20 protein-coding genes are annotated in these 18094 nt (G+C 68.2%); 18 read left to right on the forward strand and 2 right to left on the reverse strand.

The features are described 5' to 3' along the window. The first annotated feature begins 123 nt into the window (after positions 1-123). The 4 genes from PMI14_RS11245 (at position 124) to PMI14_RS11260 (ending at position 3924) form a co-directional block, all read left to right on the forward strand. Positions 124-876, forward strand: a complete 753-nt coding sequence (locus tag PMI14_RS11245) for a pseudouridine synthase (RefSeq protein ID WP_007854191.1) — start codon at positions 124-126, stop codon at positions 874-876. A gap of 155 nt (positions 877-1031) precedes the next feature. After that, a complete protein-coding gene (locus PMI14_RS11250) occupies positions 1032-2033 on the forward strand; it encodes a YncE family protein (RefSeq protein ID WP_007854192.1) in 1002 nt (333 codons plus the stop codon). A 29-nt stretch (positions 2034-2062) separates the two neighbouring features. Continuing rightward, positions 2063-2875 carry a polysaccharide deacetylase family protein gene (locus tag PMI14_RS11255; protein WP_035203365.1) on the forward strand — a complete coding sequence of 271 codons (813 nt, stop codon included), beginning with the start codon at positions 2063-2065 and terminating at the stop codon, positions 2873-2875. A 50-nt stretch (positions 2876-2925) separates the two neighbouring features. After that, positions 2926-3924, forward strand: coding sequence for a sterol desaturase family protein (locus PMI14_RS11260; protein WP_007854195.1), 999 nt, complete (start codon positions 2926-2928; stop codon positions 3922-3924). Here the strand turns inward: PMI14_RS11260 and PMI14_RS11265 are convergent. Next, complete coding sequence (locus PMI14_RS11265) at positions 3921-4823, reverse strand: LysR family transcriptional regulator (RefSeq protein WP_007854198.1); 903 nt, start codon at positions 4821-4823, stop codon at positions 3921-3923. The two genes, PMI14_RS11260 and PMI14_RS11265, sit on opposite strands and share 4 nt — an antisense overlap. A 262-nt stretch (positions 4824-5085) precedes the next feature. Here PMI14_RS11265 and PMI14_RS11270 point away from each other — a divergent pair, with 262 nt between their 5' ends. From PMI14_RS11270 to PMI14_RS11310, 9 genes are all read left to right on the forward strand, one after another. Then, complete coding sequence (locus tag PMI14_RS11270; RefSeq protein WP_007854200.1) at positions 5086-6102, forward strand: bile acid:sodium symporter family protein; 1017 nt, start codon at positions 5086-5088, stop codon at positions 6100-6102. A 91-nt stretch (positions 6103-6193) separates the two neighbouring features. Next, on the forward strand, positions 6194-6688 hold the full coding sequence (locus PMI14_RS33495; protein ID WP_007854201.1) for an aminoacyl-tRNA deacylase: 495 nt from the start codon (positions 6194-6196) through the stop codon (positions 6686-6688). 44 nt (positions 6689-6732) lie between these two features. Continuing rightward, positions 6733-7704, forward strand: coding sequence for an EI24 domain-containing protein (locus PMI14_RS11280; protein WP_007854202.1), 972 nt, complete (start codon positions 6733-6735; stop codon positions 7702-7704). Further along, positions 7701-8528, forward strand: coding sequence for a molybdopterin-binding protein (locus tag PMI14_RS11285; protein WP_007854203.1), 828 nt, complete (start codon positions 7701-7703; stop codon positions 8526-8528). The genes PMI14_RS11280 and PMI14_RS11285 overlap by 4 nt, the downstream gene beginning before the upstream one ends. A 173-nt stretch (positions 8529-8701) precedes the next feature. After that, positions 8702-10117: a type I glutamate--ammonia ligase gene (gene glnA / locus PMI14_RS11290; protein ID WP_007854205.1), complete on the forward strand. Its 1416-nt coding sequence runs from the start codon at positions 8702-8704 to the stop codon at positions 10115-10117. 270 nt (positions 10118-10387) lie between these two features. Continuing rightward, complete coding sequence (locus tag PMI14_RS11295) at positions 10388-10900, forward strand: hypothetical protein (RefSeq protein ID WP_007854207.1); 513 nt, start codon at positions 10388-10390, stop codon at positions 10898-10900. A 238-nt stretch (positions 10901-11138) separates the two neighbouring features. Next, entirely contained in the window at positions 11139-12161 is a 1023-nt protein-coding gene (gene glnL / locus PMI14_RS11300) for a nitrogen regulation protein NR(II) (RefSeq protein ID WP_035203374.1), read from the forward strand. Positions 12162-12201: 40 nt separating this feature from the next. Continuing rightward, the gene (gene ntrC, locus PMI14_RS11305; protein ID WP_007854210.1) at positions 12202-13839 is read left to right on the forward strand and encodes a nitrogen regulation protein NR(I); all 1638 of its coding nucleotides are present in this window, start codon (positions 12202-12204) and stop codon (positions 13837-13839) included. 155 nt (positions 13840-13994) lie between these two features. Beyond that, a complete protein-coding gene (locus PMI14_RS11310; protein WP_007854213.1) occupies positions 13995-14480 on the forward strand; it encodes a GFA family protein in 486 nt (161 codons plus the stop codon). A 4-nt stretch (positions 14481-14484) separates the two neighbouring features. On the opposite strand, the gene PMI14_RS11315 is transcribed toward PMI14_RS11310, so the two are convergent. Beyond that, a complete protein-coding gene (locus tag PMI14_RS11315; RefSeq protein ID WP_035203357.1) occupies positions 14485-15132 on the reverse strand; it encodes a class I SAM-dependent methyltransferase in 648 nt (215 codons plus the stop codon). A gap of 171 nt (positions 15133-15303) precedes the next feature. On the opposite strand from PMI14_RS11315, the gene PMI14_RS11320 reads away from it, so the two are divergent. From PMI14_RS11320 to PMI14_RS11340, 5 genes are all read left to right on the forward strand, one after another. Continuing rightward, complete coding sequence (locus PMI14_RS11320) at positions 15304-15840, forward strand: helix-turn-helix domain-containing protein (protein WP_007854219.1); 537 nt, start codon at positions 15304-15306, stop codon at positions 15838-15840. Then, positions 15837-16283 (forward strand): VOC family protein, encoded by a 447-nt coding sequence (locus PMI14_RS11325; RefSeq protein WP_007854221.1) that lies wholly within the window; start codon positions 15837-15839, stop codon positions 16281-16283. The genes PMI14_RS11320 and PMI14_RS11325 overlap by 4 nt, the downstream gene beginning before the upstream one ends. Beyond that, positions 16280-16534: a hypothetical protein gene (locus PMI14_RS11330; RefSeq protein ID WP_007854224.1), complete on the forward strand. Its 255-nt coding sequence runs from the start codon at positions 16280-16282 to the stop codon at positions 16532-16534. The genes PMI14_RS11325 and PMI14_RS11330 overlap by 4 nt, the downstream gene beginning before the upstream one ends. 33 nt (positions 16535-16567) lie before the next feature. Beyond that, the gene (locus PMI14_RS11335; RefSeq protein WP_035203377.1) at positions 16568-17380 is read left to right on the forward strand and encodes an acetoacetate decarboxylase family protein; all 813 of its coding nucleotides are present in this window, start codon (positions 16568-16570) and stop codon (positions 17378-17380) included. 33 nt (positions 17381-17413) lie between these two features. Then, positions 17414-18094, forward strand: a 681-nt coding sequence (locus tag PMI14_RS11340; protein WP_007854228.1) for an AraC family ligand binding domain-containing protein, incomplete at its 3' end; no start/stop codon positions are given.

The following is an 18094-nucleotide window of genomic DNA, read 5'->3' on the forward strand; positions in this document are numbered from 1 at the left end:
GGGGGTTTTGCGTTTGGGGAAGGCAAATTTGCTGAAATCCCCGCGGAACCATCGGCTTTGTCAGGGCTGGCGCGAGGTGCCTGCCTTGATTGCCCACCTGTTTCTCACCTTCGTTCGACCACCATGCAGCTGCAAGACATTCTGTATTCCCAGGGATTTGGAACCCGGCGCGTATGCGCCGGATTGGTGCAGCAAGGCTGGGTGGCGGTAAGCACCACTGGGGTGCAAGGCGAGTATGTGCCGTGCACCGAGGCGGCCGCCGACTTCGATCCCGAGGGCCTGCAGCTGCGTGTGCAGGGCGTGGACTGGCCGTACCACGAGAAGGCCTATGTGCTGCTACACAAGCCTGTGGGTACCGAGTGCTCGCAAAAGCCTTCGACCTACCCGAGCATCTACACCCTGTTGCCCGCCCCGATGCGCCAGCGGCCGAGCAAGACGGCGGTGCAAGGCATCCAGGCCGTGGGCCGGCTGGACCAGGACACGACCGGCATGCTGCTGCTCAGCGACGATGGCCAGTTCATCCACCGCATGAGTTCGCCCAAGAAGCATGTGCCCAAGGTCTACCAGGTCACCACCAAGCACCCCGTGGACGAGGTGCAGGTGAACAAGCTGCTGGCTGGCGTGGTGCTCGACGACGATCCCAAGCCGGTGCGCGCCGCCGCTTGTGCGCTGGTGGACACGCACCGCCTGGACCTGACCCTGACCGAAGGCAAGTACCACCAGGTCAAGCGCATGCTGGCCGCCGTGGGCAACCGCGTGGAGGGCTTGCACCGCTCGCAGATCGGCAGCATGGCGCTGCCGGCGGACCTGGCGCCAGGGCAATGGCGCTGGCTCAGTGCAGACGATCTCCAGGTTCTGGTGGCATCGCCGCTCTGAGCGCCGTGCCGGGGATCCCGGCCTCTGCAAATTCGCCGGCAGGTGGAACTTCCTTGATCCAGGCCTTGTCCTGTGCAGATGTTACGCCTTGCGGCACAGGAGCCCGGACTCCCGGCGCTACACTTGCATACTGTCTTGAAAGTGCTTGGTTGTTTGTGAAGATTTTCTCTCCCGCGCGCGTGAGCGCCGCCCTGGCTGGCCTGGTCTTGCTGTGGGGCGCCAGCGTGGCGGCCGCACCAGCCGCAGCGCCCGTGCCGCCGATTTTCGTGCTGAACTCGCTGGAGGCCAATGTCAGTGTGATCGATCCGCTGACGTGGACGGAAACCTCGCGCATCCCCACCGGCAAGGAGCCGCACCACCTGTACCTCACGCCCGACGAGCGCTCGCTCATCGTGGCCAATGCGCTCGGTGACACACTGACCTTCCTGGACCCGCGCACGGCCCAGGTGCAGCGCACGGTGCGGGGCATCGTGGACCCCTACCATCTGCGCTTCACGCCCGACATGAAGTGGCTCATCACGGCGGCCAACCGCCTGAACCACGTGGACTTCTACCGCTGGGACGGCAAGGAGCCCACGCTGGTGGCGCGCGTGAACACCGCCCGCACGCCGAGCCACATGTGGATCGACAGCCGCAGCACCACCGTCTACGTGTCCATGCAGGACAGCGACGAGCTGGTGGCCATCGACATCGCCACGCAGGTGGTCAAGTGGCGCCTCAAGACCGGACCCATGCCGGCCGACGTGTATGGAACCCCCGACGACAAGCATGTCTTCGTGGGCCTCACGGGTGGTGACAGTGTCGAGGTGTTCGACGTCTCGGGCCGCGAGCCGCGCAGCGTGCGCAAGATCAAGACCGGCAACGGCGCGCACGCGTTCCGTGCGGCGGGCGATGGCAAGCACCTGTATGTGAGCAACCGCGTCGCCAATTCGATCAGCAAGATCGACATGGCCAGCATGGCCGTGGTGGACAGCTACCCCGTGCCCGGCGGGCCGGACTGCATGGAGGTCTCGGCCGATGGCCGTTTCATCTACGTCAGTTCGCGCTGGGCGCGCAAGCTCTCGGTGGTGGACACCGAGGCCAAGAAGGTGGTGCGCCAGGTGCCCGTGGGCAAGTCCCCGCACGGCGTCTGGACGCTGCAGCACGCGCCCCGGTAGTGGCAATGACCGCCGGCATGCCGCCCCGCATGGCTGCGGCTCGCGCCGTGCCCCGCTGGTGCCTGCAGGCCGTGCTGCCCCTGGCCTTGCTGGCCGGTTCGCCTGCCGGCCTGGCGCAGGCCAGCCCCTGCACCAAGCCCGTCTACCTGACTCTGGACACCGGCCACATGGAGGTGGCGCCGCTGATGGCCGATGTGCTCAAGCGCCAGAACGTGCAGGTGACCTTCTTCGCGGCGCAGGAGCGCACCAAGGAAGGTGACGGCAGCCTGGGCGAGCACTGGGCCCCTTGGTGGCGTGCACGGGCCGCCGAAGGCCATGCCTTTGCCTCCCACACCTGGGACCACACCTACTGGCGCGCCGACCTGGGCACGGCCGCCAGGCCCTCCTTCAAGGTGCGCCCATCGGCCGGCCCGCGCGCGGGGCAGGACTTCACGATGACGGCGGCAGAGTATTGCGCCGAGATCAACAAGGCCGCCGACCGCCTGCAGGCCATCACCGGCCAGAAGGTGCTGCCGCTGTTCCGTGCGCCGGGGGGCAAGACATCGCCGCAATTGCTGGCCAGTGCCCAGGCCTGCGGCTACACCCACGTGGGCTGGTCGCCCGCGGGCTTTTTGGGCGACGAGCTGTCCACCGCACAGGCCAGCAACGATGCGCTGCTGCGCAAGGCGCTGCGCGATATCCGTGCGGGTGACATCCTGCTGGCGCACCTCGGTATCTGGTCGCGCACCGATCCTTGGGCGCCCGCGGTGCTGGAGCCCCTGATCGTGGGCCTGAAAGAGCGGGGCTTTTGCTTCAGAACACTGCGCGAGCACCCGGACTACGGTACAAAGCCCGTGCGGTGACGCCGGGCGATCACGGCAGCGATGGCACAGCAACAGGAGCAGCGAACGCAATGGAGTGGTTGAGCGCGATATTCGACGGGGCGCAGCAGTGGCTGTTCGAGACCGTGGTGCAGCCGCTGATGTTCGCGGGCGGCCTGGGCAACCTGCTCGAGGACGGCTACGACGCCACCGGCTGGCTGCTGGTGGGCCTGCTGCAGCTGGCGGTGATCATCGCCATCATCGGCCCCATCCAGCGCTGGCGCCCCGTGGAGCCGGTGACCAACCGCGCCACGATCCGCACCGACATCCTCTACACCCTGCTGCACCGCCTGGGCCTGTTCCGGGTCGGCCTGTTCTTCGCCATCGACCCGCTGATGGACGCCGTGTTCGGCGAGCTGCGCATGTCGGGCGTCAGCACCTTCCACCTCGATGGCCTCTGGCCCGGCGTGACCGACGTGGCCTGGGTCAGCCTGCTGCTGTACCTGGTGGTGTTCGACTTCGTGGACTACTGGATCCACCGCGGCCAGCACCATTTCGGGTGGTGGTGGAAGCTGCATTCGCTGCACCACGCGCAGCAGCAGATGACCATGTGGAGCGACAACCGCAACCACCTGCTGGACGACATGCTGCGCGACACCATCCTCGTGGTCGTGGCCCAGCTCATCGGCGTGGCGCCGGGGCAGTTCGTGGCCATCGTGGCCATCACGCAGCTGAGCGAAAGTTTCCAGCACGCCAATGTGCGCCTGTGGTTCGGCCGTGTGGGCGAGCGGCTGTGGGTGAGTCCGCGCTTTCACCGGCTGCACCACAGCATCGGCATCGGGCACGAGACCACCAAGCCCGCGGCCGCGGGTGACAAGGCCCCGCGCGTGGTGCTGGGCGGCCACAACTTCGGCGTGCTGCTGCCCTGGTGGGACATGCTCATGCGCACCGCCAACTTCGAGCAGCGCTACGACCCCACGGGCGTGCGCGACCAGGTCGAGCCCGGGCCCGACGGCCGCACACGCGACTATGGCCGCGGCTTCTGGTCGCAGCAGTGGCGTGGGGTGCTGCGCCTGGTCGGAAAAGCCTAGGTCCGCCGCGCGGCGACATCGCGCACCAGCCCCCAGGCCACGGCAGCTACGGGCGCCAGCGCGCGGTTGGCGCGCCGCACCAGAACGATGGTGCGTTCCACACGCGGTGTGAGTGGTCGCACCTCCAGGCCCTGAAGTCCGGCGGGCGGCAGTGCCAGCGTCGGCACGACCGAGATGCCCAGGCCCGCATCGAGCATGCGGAAGATGGTCGTCACATGGCCCACCTCCTGCGCCACGGGCGCCTGCACGCCGTGCTGGCGCAGCGCATCGTCGATCAGCCGGCGGCTGCCGGAGGCGTGGTCGAGCAGCACCAGGGGTTCACCGGCCAGGGCCGCCCAACGCACGCTGCGCTGTCTGGCCAGCCGGTGCGTGGGCGGGCAGACCAGGCAGAAGGGCTCGGAGAGGATGGGCTCGGCATGCAGCTCGTCGTTGCGCCCCGGCTCGGGCTCGATCACCACGCCGAAATCCACCTCTCCCGAGAGCACGCTGGCGAGGGCATCGTGCTGCATGCGGTCCAGCAGCAGCAGCTCCAGCCCCGGGTGGTCCTGCCGGCAGCGCGCAATGCACTCGGGCAGCAGGTTGGCCGACAGGGTGGGGCTGCTGGCCACCCGCACCCGGCCCTGGCGCTGCGTGGCCAGGCCACGCACATCCAGCAGCACGGTGTCCAGGTCTTCCAGCACGCGCGCCAGGCGCACCGCCAGGCTGCGGCCCGCCTCGGTCAGCACCACCTCACGCGTGGTGCGGTCCAGCAGCTTGATGCCCAGGTGCTGTTCCAGCTCGGTCACGCAGCGGCTCACGGCCGGCTGGGTCAGTCCGATCTGGTCGCCAGCGCGCGTGAAGCTGCTGTGCAGGGCCACGGCCTGGAAGACGCGCAACTGGCGCAAGCTAGGGTGTGCCATGGCCTATTTCCCCTTCGCGCGGGCCATGGCGTGGGGATGGATGCGCGAAGCGCGGCGCAGCCCATGGCGGGCCATGGGCAAGCCGTGCGACAAAGCAGACGCCGCACGCCGTGGGGCGCGCGTGGGGAAATAGGCCATGGCACACCCTTGATTCATGCAGGGAAATTATAAATTCATCAAATCAATCCATTTCTCTTGGGGTGGCAAAGCAGGTCCAATCGGTGCAACCCGTTTCTCTTGAGGCCCTCGCGCCCCTGTTCCCATGGCCCGTTCCCGTCTGCTTCCCGACAATTTCACGCTCTACCTCGTCGCCACGGTCGTCGCCGCCAGCCTGCTGCCGGCCTCCGGCGGCTTCGCCCGGGCGCTCGAGGTGGCCACCACCGTGGCCGTGAGCCTGCTGTTCTTCCTGCATGGCGCAAAGCTTTCGCGCCAGGCCATCCTGGCCGGCATCGGCCATTGGCGCCTGCACCTCGTGGTGGTGGCCAGCACCTTCGTGCTGTTTCCGCTGCTGGGCTGGGCACTGCGCCCGGTGCTGGAGCCGCTGGTCACGCGCGACCTGTACACCGGCATCCTGTACCTGTGCGCGCTGCCGGCCACGGTGCAGTCGGCGATCGCCTTCGTCTCCATGGCGCGCGGCAACATCCCCGCGGCCGTCTGCAGCGCCTCGGCCTCCACGCTGCTGGGGGTGGCCTTCACCCCGCTGCTCGTGGGCCTGCTGATGTCGCAGAACGCGGCCATGGGCGATCCGCTGGCGGCGATGGGCCGCATCGGCGTGCAGCTGCTGCTGCCCTTTGCCATCGGTCACCTGCTGCGCCCCTGGATCAGCGGCTTTTTGCAGCAGCGCGCATCCGTCATGAAGGTGGTGGACCAGGGTTCCATCCTGCTCGTGGTGTATGCCGCCTTCAGCCATGCCGTCATCGACGGGCTGTGGTCCCAGGTGCCGCCCATGGCCCTGGCCGGCCTGCTGGCGGTGTGCGCGGTGCTGCTGGCGCTGGTGCTGACCCTCACCACCTGGAGCGCGCGGCGCATGGGCTTTTCGAAGGAGGATGAGATCACCATCGTCTTCTGCGGCTCCAAGAAAAGCCTGGTGAGCGGCGTGCCCATGGCCAACGTGCTGTTTGCCGCCAATGTGGCGGGCGCCATCGTGCTTCCGCTGATGCTGTTCCACCAGATGCAGCTCATGGTATGTGGCGTGCTCGCGCAGCGCTATGCGCGGCGCGAGGCCGCTGCCCAGGTGCCGGCGGGGCAGGGTGCGGCTGCGGCGGAAACGCGCGCCTGAGTGTGGGTGGGGGCGGCTCGGCTATGCTGTCCCGAGCCGTGCCCGCACACCGTGGGAGCATTTCCCTGCCATCCCCAAGGAGTTGATCGCCATGCCCCTCGTCCCTGTCTCGGCCACCCTTCTGGCGCAGGGCCAGGTGGCCTACCGGGTGCATGAGCATTCCGAAGCGCACACCACGCAGCAGTTCATGGCGCTGGGCTTTCCGGTGCCGCAGATGGTCAAGACGCTGGCGTTCCAGGCCGGCGATGGCTGCATCGTGCTGGTGGCCCTGCGCGCCCTGGATCCGGTGGACTATGCGGCCGTCGCGCGGGCCGTGGGGACGTCCCGCGCCAAACTGGCGCCCCTGGATGAAGAGCTGTTGCGCGAGCGACTGGGCATGCAGGCCGGCGGTGTGGGGCCCTTCGTGCAGCAGGACGGGGTGCGCGTGCTGGTGGATCGGCAGGTGCCCGCGTTGCCGGTGGTGTTCTGCGGCTCGGGCGAGCGCACCAGCACGCTGGAAGTGCCGGGCCAGGCCTTTGCCGCCATTGCCGGGGTCGTGCTGGGTGAATTTGCCAAGCCCGCGGGCACGCCGGTTCCGGCTGCATAAGCAGGCACGCACGGGTGTCATCGGCACGGGGCAAGGCTCGCGGTATGCTCACGCGCATGGGACTACTGCTGGACTCCTTCTGGCGCGCCGCGGCGTATTGCATGCGCCCCCGCGTCATCCTCCTGTCGCTGCTGCCATTGATGCTGATGGCGGGGCTTGCGTTCGGGCTGGGCTACTTCTACTGGGACGTGGCGGTGCAGAGCATGCACTCACTTCTGGATGCCTCTCCCATGCTCAAGAATTTCTGGAGCTGGCTTGAAGGCTGGGGCCTGGGCAGCGTGGTGGCGGTGCTGGCGCCCATGATGGTCATCCTCACGGCGACGCCGGTGCTGGTGGTGGTCTCGCTGCTGCTGGTGGCCGTGCTCATGACGCCGGCCCTGGTGACCCTGGTGGCCGAGCGGCGCTTTCCCGAACTGGTGCGCAAGAAGGGCGGTTCCTTCTTCGCCAGCCTGGCTTGGTCCGTGGGCTCCACGGCCCTGGCGCTGGTGGCGCTGGCGGTGTCCGTGCCGCTGTGGCTGGTGCCGCCGCTGGTGCTGGTGCTGCCGCCGCTGATCTGGGGCTGGCTCACCTACCGTGTGATGGCCTTCGACGCGCTGGCCGAGCATGCCAGCAAGGAAGAGCGCAAACGCCTGTTCGAGCGCCACCGCGCCAGCCTGCTGGGCATCGGCATCATCACCGGCTACCTGGGCGCCGCGCCCAGCATCGTCTGGGCCTCCGGCGTGTTGTTCGTGGCGGCGTTTGCCGTCCTGGTGCCATTGGCGATCTGGATCTACATGCTGGTGTTTGCCTTCTCCTCGCTGTGGTTCACGCATTTCTGCCTGGCGGCCCTGCAGGAGCTGCGCGAGGACGACGTGCGGGCCACCATGCCCGTGCCCTCGCGCCTGCCGCTCGATGCGCTGGCACCTGCGCCAGCCATTGCAGACACCGCACCGTCCCCTGCCAGTGCACCCGCCCCTGCGGCGGCCATCCTGCCGGCCCCTAGCGCACTCCCAACCGATCCCCGTAGCACCCCATGATCCCCACTTTCGGCCTCATCATCGTCGGCGACGAAATCCTCTCGGGCAAGCGCGCCGACAAGCACATGCCCAAAGCCATCGAGCTGCTGGCGGCGCGCGGCCTGGCGCTTTCCTACGCCGACTACGTGGGCGACGACCCGGCACGCATCACCGCCACGCTGCAGCGCGCCTTTGCCTCGGGCGACGTGGTGTTCTCGTGCGGCGGCATCGGCGCCACGCCCGACGACCACACCCGCCAGTGCGCGGCGCGGGCACTCGGGGCGGACCTGGCCCTGCACCCCGAGGCCGAGCGCCTGATCCGCGAACGCATGCAGGACGTGGCGCGCGAGCAGGGCCTGCCCTACGAGCCCGAGCGCCACGACAACGTGCACCGCCTGAACATGGGCATGTTCCCGGCGGGAGCCCAGACCATCCCCAACCCCTACAACAAGATCCCGGGGTTCACCTGCGCCAGCCCGGGCGGGCAGGGCGGGGCCGTGCACTTCGTGCCGGGCTTTCCGGTGATGGCCTGGCCGATGATCGAATGGGTGCTGGACACCCTGTATGCCGAGCACTTCAACCGCACGCCCCAGACCGAGCATTCGGTGGTGGTCTTCGGCGCCATGGAGGCGGCACTCACTCCGCTCATGGAGCGCATAGAAAAATCGCACCAAGGCGTTCGGGTGTTCAGTTTGCCCAGCGTGGATCATCCACAATACGGGCGGCACATCGAACTGGGCGTCAAAGGCCCGGCCCAGGCGCTTCCCGCGGCATGGACGGACCTCAAAAATGGACTGCACGAATTTGGTGCAGAACTTGGCCCCGAAATGGTGCGTAACCTGTGATGTGCAGTGGGGGTGGTTGTGATGCACCAGGTTTGTGCATTCGATGGCCCTCGCCAGAGCCCAGGTCGGGCCGCTGCTCCGCGATAGTGCGGTGATTGCACCCCGCTGGCACGCAAACTGCTTTTATTTCGGCAAATTCTTTTTTCAACAAGCGCTTTACCCAGGAGAACCTGATGGCCAAGACCGTTGCAGACGTGATGAAGATCGTGAAGGAAAACGAGGTCAAGTTCGTTGACTTCCGTTTTACCGATACCCGGGGCAAGGAACAGCACGTGACCGTGCCGGTTTCCCACTTCGATGAAGACAAGTTCACGTCGGGCCACGCATTTGACGGTTCGTCGGTGGCTGGCTGGAAGGGCATCGAAGCTTCGGACATGCAACTCATGCCCGACCCCAACACCGCCAACATCGACCCCTTCTTCGAAGAAACCACGCTGTTCCTGCAGTGCGATGTGATCGAACCCGGTGACGGCAAGGCCTACGACCGCGACCCACGCTCCATCGCCAAGCGCGCTGAAGCCTACCTGAAGGCCTCCGGCCTGGGCGACACGGCCTTCTTCGGTCCCGAGCCAGAATTCTTCATCTTCGACGGCGTGCGCTGGTCCAACGAACCCGGCAAGGTCATGTTCGAGATCGAAGAGTACGAAGCCCCCTGGAATTCGGGTGCCAAGCTCGAAGGCGGCAACCGTGGCCACCGTCCCACCGTCAAGGGCGGCTACTTCCCCGTGCCTCCCGTCGACAGCACGCAGGACATGCGCGCTGAAATGTCCCTGATCCTCGAATCCCTGGGCATCCCGGTCGAAGTGTTCCACCACGAAGTGGCAGGCGCTGGCCAGAACGAAATCGGCACGCGTTTCAGCACGCTGGTCGAGCGCGCCGACTGGACGCAGGTCCTGAAGTACGTGGTCTGGAACGTGGCCAACGCCTACGGCAAGACCGCCACCTTCATGCCCAAGCCCTACGCTGGCGACAACGGCTCCGGCATGCACGTGCACCAGTCCATCTGGAAGGACGGCAAGAACCTGTTCGCAGGCGACGGCTATGCCGGCCTGTCGGACTTCGCGCTGTACTACATCGGCGGCATCATCAAGCACGCCCGTGCCCTGAACGCCATCACCAACCCCGGCACGAACTCGTACAAGCGCCTGGTGCCCGGCTTCGAAGCCCCTGTGAAGCTGGCCTACTCGGCCCGCAACCGCTCGGCCTCGATCCGCATCCCTTACGTTGCCAACCCCAAGGGCCGCCGCATCGAAGCGCGCTTCCCCGATCCATCGGCCAACCCTTACCTGGCCTTCTCGGCCCTGATGATGGCCGGCCTGGACGGCGTGGAAAACAAGATCCATCCCGGCGAAGCCGCCACGAAGGATCTGTACCATCTGCCACCCGAGGAAGACAAGCTGGTGCCTACCGTGTGCCACAGCCTGGACCAAGCCCTGGAATACCTCGACAAGGACCGCAGCTTCCTGACCAAGGGTGGCGTGTTCACCGACTCCATGCTCGATGCCTACATCGACCTGAAGATGACCGAAGTCACGCGTTTCCGCATGGCTCCCCACCCCGTCGAGTACGACATGTACTACTCGCTGTAATCCGCCCGTTCCGGCGATTACCCCGAAAAGGCGGCGCAAGCCGCCTTTTTTCATGGCGTCGGCACAACACTGGCTGCGGAACCAACGCAGGCTGCGGCGCCTCTGTAGAGCCTGGGCGCACTGTCTGCAGCCATGCCCCAGGCCCGTTGTCCGCCCCAAGGCCCGCCCCGAAGCCCCCATGGCCGCGGTACTTGCTCAATTGGCGATGCGGGATGATTGGGGGATACTCTCTGGCTGTCCCCTGCATAAGCTGCTGCGCGAGGAATTTCCATGAAGAAGACTGTCACCACCCTGTTGTTGCTTGCCGCCCTGGCCCCCGTTGCCGGCTGGGCGCAGGACCGCATCTACCGCTGTGGCAACGAGTACACGAACAATGCCACCCAGGCCAAGGAGCGCGGCTGCAAGCTGGTCGAAGGCGGCAATGTCACCGTGGTGCAGGGCGCACGCCCGGCCGCGGCTGCGGGCGGCGCCGCCGCGCCTGCTGCGGGCAGTGCCCCGTCCGCATCGCCACCCGGCGCCCCGCGCGTGAACACCAACGACCAGAAGGCCCGCGACGCCGATGCGCGTGCCATCCTCGAGTCCGAGCTGCGCAAGGCCGAGGCGCGCCATGCCGAGCTGGTCAAGGAATACAACGGCGGCGCGCCCGAGCGCAATGCGCTGGATCTGCGCAACCCGCAGCGCTACATGGAGCGCACGGCCGAACTCAAGGCCAGCGTCTCGCGCAGCGAGAGCGACATCGCCGGCATCAAGCGCGAGCTGGGCCGCGTGGCACCCGCCAACTGAGAAGGTGTGAAAGAACCCGCCATGCCCGCTCATCCCTCCAAAACACGCGCGCTCGTCGTTGCAAATGCTCGCTATAGCCCGAGCTATGGCTGTGCTTTGCGCCTAGACCGCACGCGTTGTGGCGGCCTGCTCGGACACGCCGGATTCATTCACACCTTCTGAGCCGACCCCGCGCGTGAGCACTCCACCCGACACCACCTCCCTGTCCGAGACCGAGCGGTTCCATTCGCTGGACCTGATGTCCACTCTGGTGGCGGTGCTGCGCGCCGATGGCGCCGTGCAGTTCGCCAATGCCGCGCTGGAAAACACCCTGGGCCTGTCGCGCCGCACGCTGGAGGGCGGCGACTTCTCCACCTTCTTCACCGATCCGGCCCTGCTGCAGACCGCGCTGGCCGGTGCCCGCGTGCAGGACTTTGCGGCGCTGCGCTACGAGGCCAGCCTGAAGCGCCTGCACCAGGACCCTGTGCCCGTGCATGTCAACGTGGCGGCGGCCGAGCAGGCCGGCGAGATTCTGGTGGAGCTGTGGCCCCTGGAGCAGCAGGCCCGCCAGGACCGTGAGGAGCGCCTGCTCGACCAGGCCCAGGCCAACAAGGAGCTGATCCGCAACCTGGCCCACGAGATCAAGAACCCGCTGGGGGGCATCCGCGGCGCTGCGCAGCTGCTGGAGATGGAGCTCGAGAGCCGCGAGCTCACGGAGTACACCCAAGTCATCATCCACGAGGCCGACCGCCTGCAGAGCCTGGTCGATCGCCTCCTGGCCCCGCACCGCCACCCGCACCTGGTGGGCGACGTCAACATCCATGAAGTGTGCGAGCGCGTTCGCTCGCTGGTGCTGGTCGAGTACCCGCACGGCCTGCGCGTGCAGCGCGACTACGACACCTCCATCCCCGAGTTCCGCGGCGACCGGGCGCAGCTCATCCAGGCCCTGCTCAACGTGGTCCAGAACGCGGCCCAGGCCCTGTCCGAGCGTGTGGCCGCAGGCGATGCGGTGATCACCCTGCGCACCCGCGTGGCCCGACAAGTAACGTTTGGTCGCCAGCGCTACCGGCTGGCACTGGAATTGCATGTCATCGACAACGGACCGGGCGTACCCGATGCCATCAAAGAGCGTATTTTCTACCCTCTGGTGTCGGGTCGGGACGGCGGATCGGGGCTGGGACTTACGTTGGCGCAAACCTTCGTACAGCGGCACCACGGATTGATCGAATGCGACAGCGTGCCGGGTCGCACCGACTTCCGTATCCTGATCCCCTTGCCCTGAGGTCCCTGACACGCAACCACAGGGAAGGTAAGAAAAAGATATGAAGCCGATCTGGATAGTAGATGACGACCCCTCGATCCGCTTCGTCCTGGAAAAGGCGCTGGCCCGGGAGAACCTGCCCACGCGCAGCTTCACCCATCCGCGCGAAGTGCTCGACGCGCTGGCCGACATCACCGCCGGCGACCCCGCCCGCCAGGCACCGCAGGTCCTGGTGAGCGACATCCGCATGCCCGGGGGATCGGGCCTGCAGCTGCTCGAGAAAGTACGCGAACTGCAGCCCGGCCTGCCCGTCATCATCATGACGGCGTACTCCGACCTGGACAGCGCCGTGTCGGCCTTCCAGCGCGGCGCGTTCGAGTACCTGCCCAAGCCCTTCGACCTGCCCAAGGCGGTGGAGCTGATCCGCCGCGCCGTGGAGGAAAGCCAGCGCGAGGAAGTGACCGAAGAGCGCCAGGCCGAAACCCCCGAGATGCTGGGCCAGGCGCCCGCCATGCAGGACGTGTTCCGCGCCATCGGCCGGCTCAGCCAGAGCCAGGTGACGGTGCTGATCACCGGCGAATCGGGCTCGGGCAAGGAACTGGTGGCACGTGCGCTGCACAAGCATTCGCCGTGTGCGGACGGCCCCTTCGTGGCCATCAACACCGCGGCCATCCCCAAGGACCTGCTCGAATCCGAACTCTTCGGCCACGAGCGCGGTGCCTTCACCGGTGCGCAGACGCAGCGGCGCGGCCGCTTCGAGCAGGCCGAGGGCGGTACGCTGTTCCTCGACGAAATCGGCGACATGCCGTTCGACCTGCAGACGCGCCTCTTGCGCGTGCTGTCGGACGGCCAGTTCTACCGCGTGGGCGGCCATGCGGCCGTGAAGGCCCATGTGCGCGTGATCGCGGCCACCCACCAGGACCTGGAAAAGCGCGTCAAGGAAGGCGGTTTCCGCGAGGACTTGTTCCACCGCCTGAACGTCATCCGCCTGCGCCTGCCCGCGCTGCGCGAGCGCCATGAAGACGTGCCCATGCTCACGCGCCACTTCCTGCAGCAAAGCGCGCGGCAGCTGGGCGTGGAGCCCAAGCGCATCGCCGATTCGGCCCTGGTGCGGCTGGAGCAGTTTGCCTTTCCGGGCAATGTGCGCCAGCTCGAGAACATCTGCCACTGGCTCACCGTGATGGCGCCCGCGCAGGTGATCTCGCTGCAGGACCTGCCGCCCGAAGTGCTCGAGGCCCCGGTGTTCCAGGCACCTGCCCGTCCCGCCGTGGCCGACGGTCAGGCCGTGGCGCCGCAGCCGGTGATCGCCATGCCCGTGGCGGCCATCGCACCTGCGCCCGAAATGGTAGGGGGCCTGCATGCCGTGGCACCTTCGGCACCGCAGTTCGCGGCTGCCGCGCCGGCAGCCACCTGGGCAGCAGACGCTGCCGTGGGCCTGGCAGCGCCTGCTGCCGCGGCGACAAGCCCCGTGTTGAGCTGGGAACAGGCGCTGGAGGCCGAGGCGCAGAAGCTCCTGTCGGGCGGCCAGCCCGAGGTATGGGATGCGCTCACGCGCCGCTTCGAATCGCGCCTGATCCGCACCGCCCTGGTGGCCACCCATGGCCGGCGCATGGAGGCCGCGCAGCGCCTGGGCATCGGCCGCAACACCATCACCCGCAAGATCCAGGAGCTGGGTCTGGACGCGCCGGACGAGGGTTGAGCGCCTGGGGCGCCGCTGGTGCAAGAAAAGAGCCTCGGAATCTCGGGGCTCTTTTTCTTGGGGGGCAGGGTGGGGGGCGATGCGTGGTGCTCCTACACGCCGCGATCACGCGGCTGTGTAGGCTGCAGGGCTCGCCCCAACGCTCTGGACGCACCATGCACCTCGAAGGCTCCTGCCATTGCCGCGCCGTCCGCTTCTCGCTCGAAGCCGACAGCCCCGTGCCCTTCATGCACTGCCACTGCTCCATCTGCCGCAAGACGGCAGGTGGGGGCGGCTATGCCGTCAACCTGGGCGGCGATGCACGCACACTCAAGGTCCGGGGCGCCAGGCACCTGGGCACCTACCATGCCGTGGTGCGCGAGGAGGGCCAGCGAGCCAAGCGCTCCAAGGCCGAACGCAAGTTCTGCCTGCAGTGCGGCAGCGCCCTGTGGCTGTGGGACCCGCGCTGGCCCGAGCTGGTCCACCCCCACGCCTCGGCCATCGACACGCCATTGCCCAAGCCACCCGAAGTGGTCGAGGGCATGCTCGAATTCGTCGCCAACTGGGTCGATGTGCCCAAAGGCAAGGGCCACCGGCACTACCAGGCGTTTCCGTCCGAATCACTGGCCGAGTGGCATGAGCGGCACGGGTTGAAGGCATAGCCCGTCAGGCATGGGCAACCCATCCCCGGAACGCCAGCCCCGCATAGAACAGGCGGATGCCACCAAAGCCGGCCTGCGCCAGCAGCGCTTCCTCCTCGCCCGGGCTGAGCAGGGGCAGGGCGGTGTCGATGGCCGTGGAGGCGCGGTGCGCGGCCTCTGGGTCCACGCCCGAGGCGATGGCGAAGGCGGCATAGCGGGCCAGCCACTGCGCGCTCTCCTCGGGCGGTGCCAGCGGAAAACTCAGGTGGGCCGTGACCAGGGGCGCGCCGGGCTGCAGGCGCTGGTGGATGGCCTGCAGGGTGGCCAGCCTCTCCTGATGGGGCACGAAATGCAGGGTGAGCAGGCAGGTCGCGCCATCGAAGGGGCCTGCGGGTGCCGTGTGCACATAACCCTGGTGAAAGTCCACGCGCGCCGCCAGCGGCCCGAGCGTGGCCTGCGCCAATTGCAGCATGGGTTCGGACGGGTCCACGCCCACGAAGCGCCACTGCGGCTGCGCCCGGGTGAAGACGTCCAGTTCGGCGCCGCCACCGGCGCCGATTACGAGCACCTGGGCCTGTGGCGGTGCACGTTCGGCCAGCAGCACGCCGGCCATCTTTTGCAGATCGTCCCAACCGGGCACGAGTCGGCGGGTGCGGTCAGCGTAGGAGGCCACTGCTTGGGGATCGGCGAATGGCGCGTTCGGATCTTCGCGGGTGGATGCGGTGGGCATGGCGGGGCGAAATTTAAGTAACTTTCATTGTTGCATATGTACAGCGCTCACCGCAACCCGCCCTGCAGAGGCCGGCTGGGGTCACCGACAATGAGGCCGCTGATCCGAGGACGCATGACCCCACCCGCTACTCCCGAACCCTCTCCCCCTGCACCACCGGCCGTGGCCGGCCTGCAGGACCCGGCCCTGCTCAGGCGCCTGCTGCGCGCCAAGGACCGGATGGACGCCGCGTCGCACGAGGCCTGGCCGGTCAGCCGGCTGGCCGAGGTGAGCGGGGTGTCCGAGGCGCATTTCGCGCGTTCGTTCAAGCAGGCCTTCGGCGTGCCGCCGCACCGCTACCTGCTCACGCGCCGCATTGAGCAGGCCTCGACCCTGCTGCGGGACACCGACCAGCCCATCACCGACATTGCGTTCGCCACCGGCTGGGAAAGCCTGGGCACCTTCGGCCGCATCTTTCGCGACATCACCGGCAAGAGCCCCAGCGCGCTGCGGCGCGAGGCCCGGGCCGAGGCCGGGCCGCTGGCCAGCGTGCCGGGGTGCATCGTCAAGGCGGCGGAGCGGCCGGACCTCACGATCGCAGTTTTGGAGAAGCGCCGCCGCGCGGCGAACGGTACAAACAGGTCTTCGACAACCCAGGAGATCGAACCATGACGATGACAAGCTTGATGAACCCGCCCACCCAGGGCATCGGTGTGGTGGGCGTGTACGTGGACGACCAGGACGCGGCGCTGGCCTTCTACGTGGAGCAGCTCGGCTTTCGCGTGCACACCGATGTGCGCAATGGCAGCTACCGCTGGCTCACGGTGCAGGACCCGGAGCAGCCCTCGTTCCAGCTCGGCCTGTTCACCCCGGGGGCGCCCCTGCACGATGACGCCACGGCGCAGACCCTGCGCGCCATGGTCGCCAAGGGGGCCATGCCGCCGCTGGTCTGGCATGTGGCCGACTGCCGCGCGACCTGCGCGCAACTGCGCGAGCGGGGCGTGGAGTTCACCCAGGAGCCGGTGGACCGCTACGGCAATGTGGATGCGGGCTTTCGCGACCCGGCCGGCAATGGCTGGAAGGTCATCCAGCGCGCTGCAGGGGCTGCGCGATGAGCGGCGGCGGCAACCGGCTCCGGCAGGTCCACCGCTGGGTATCGTTCGCCTTCACGCTGACCGTCGTGGCCAACTTCGCGGCCATGGGCCTGGGCCGGGGAGCACCGCCTGCGTGGATCACCTACGCGCCCTTGGCTCCACTGGCCGTGCTGCTGCTGACGGGGCTCTATCTGTTCGTGCAACCCTACCGGGCCCGCCGGTCCGGCGCGCGTGGCGGTACAGCACCGGTGTCCGGTTCACATCCGTTCTAGCCGTGCGCGCAGGCCGTGGGCACCATCGCGGGCATGACCTCTTCATCTGCTGCTTCTCTCCCGGCCTGGTCCCACCAGGGCTTTACCGCACCCTTCACCACCACGGGCCGCTCGGCCCTGGTGCCGCCGCCACCGTGGCACTACGCCGGCTGGCTGCTCAACGTGGCCTTCCAGTTCGATGCCGAGTGCGCAGTGCCACTGGTGCCGCCGGCGGCGGGCCGGCCGCTGGGGACGGGCTGCGTGCACTTTGCCGACTGGCAGGCGTGCACGCTGCACGGCGAGGAACTGCTCGACCCGGTGCTGGCGCAGTACCGCGAGACCATCGTCGTGCTGGAGGTGGAGCGGCCCGATGGCAGCCGCGCCATGTACTGCCCGGCGATCTGGGTGGACCAGGACATCTCCCTGGTGCGTGGTCTGCTGCAAGGCTGGCCCAAGAAGCTGGGCAGTACGTGGCTGACGCGCAGCCTGCCGTTGGATCACCCTGCGGCCGCCCCGCTGCGCGCCGGCAGCCGCTTGGGCGCGAGCCTGGCGGTGAAGGACCGCCGCGTGTTCGAGGCGCAGGCCACGCTCACGGGCCAGCCCGGCCGGACGCTGGGTTTTCTGGGCATGCCGACCATCGGCGCCGTGGGCTGGCCGGACCTGCGGCAGCCCGCGCAGCTGCCGGCCCTGGCCTTGGTGAAACCGGCCATCGGGGAGCGCGTTGGGGCGGGCTGGCATGAGGCCACGGCCACGCTGCAGCTCACCCCCCATCCGTGCGAGGACATCGGCCTGCTGGGTGGGCTGGTGGCGGGGGATGCCAGCGCCGGCTGGATCGGCATCACCGTCGCAGGCGCGGTCGATGCCTGAGCGCAGGGCTGCCGCCCCGCAGGGCCTGTCACCGTGGCGCTGAACCTGCGCTCCGAGGTGCGCCGGCTGCGCGTGTTCGACCTGGAGCAGGTGCGGCACCAGGAGCCGGGGCAGGAGTGGGTGCCGCACTGGCACGAGGAATGGTCGTTCGGCGCCATCGTGCGCGGCGAATGCCGCTGCTGCGTGGCAGGCCGTCCGTTCGTGGCGCGCACGGGCGACGTGATCGCGATTGCGCCGGGCATGGTCCACACGGGGGCGCTGAGCGCGCCGCAGTACCAGGGGCGCGTGTTGGTGGCCATGCTGTATGTGCCCAGCGACTGGCTCGTGCACGAAGGGCTGCGGCCTCCCCCGCGCAGCGGCGTGGCGCGCATGCCCCGGCTGGCCGAAAGCGCGCGCGGCCTGGTCACCACGGCCGAGGTGCAGGCCTGGCTGCGGCGCGCCGTGCCGGCCTTGCGCCGCAGCCTGCCTGCCGATCCATCTGCCGTGGAGCCGGTGCCCCCGAGTGCCGCGGTGCGCGCCCTGATCGAGCGGGTGCAGCAGGCCGTGGCTGGCAGCGACCTGTCGGTGGCGGACCTGGCAAACCGCTGCGGGGTGAGCCGCGAGCGCATCCACCGCGTGCTCACGCAATGGGTGGGCATGGCACCGGGCGACTACTTGCGGGCCGTGCGCCTGCACCGTGCCCGGCAGCTATTGCTGGCGGGCGAGCCGGCCGCC

Origin of the sequence: Acidovorax sp. CF316, from assembly GCF_000276605.1 — a bacterium.
Lineage (GTDB): Bacteria > Pseudomonadota > Gammaproteobacteria > Burkholderiales > Burkholderiaceae_C > Acidovorax.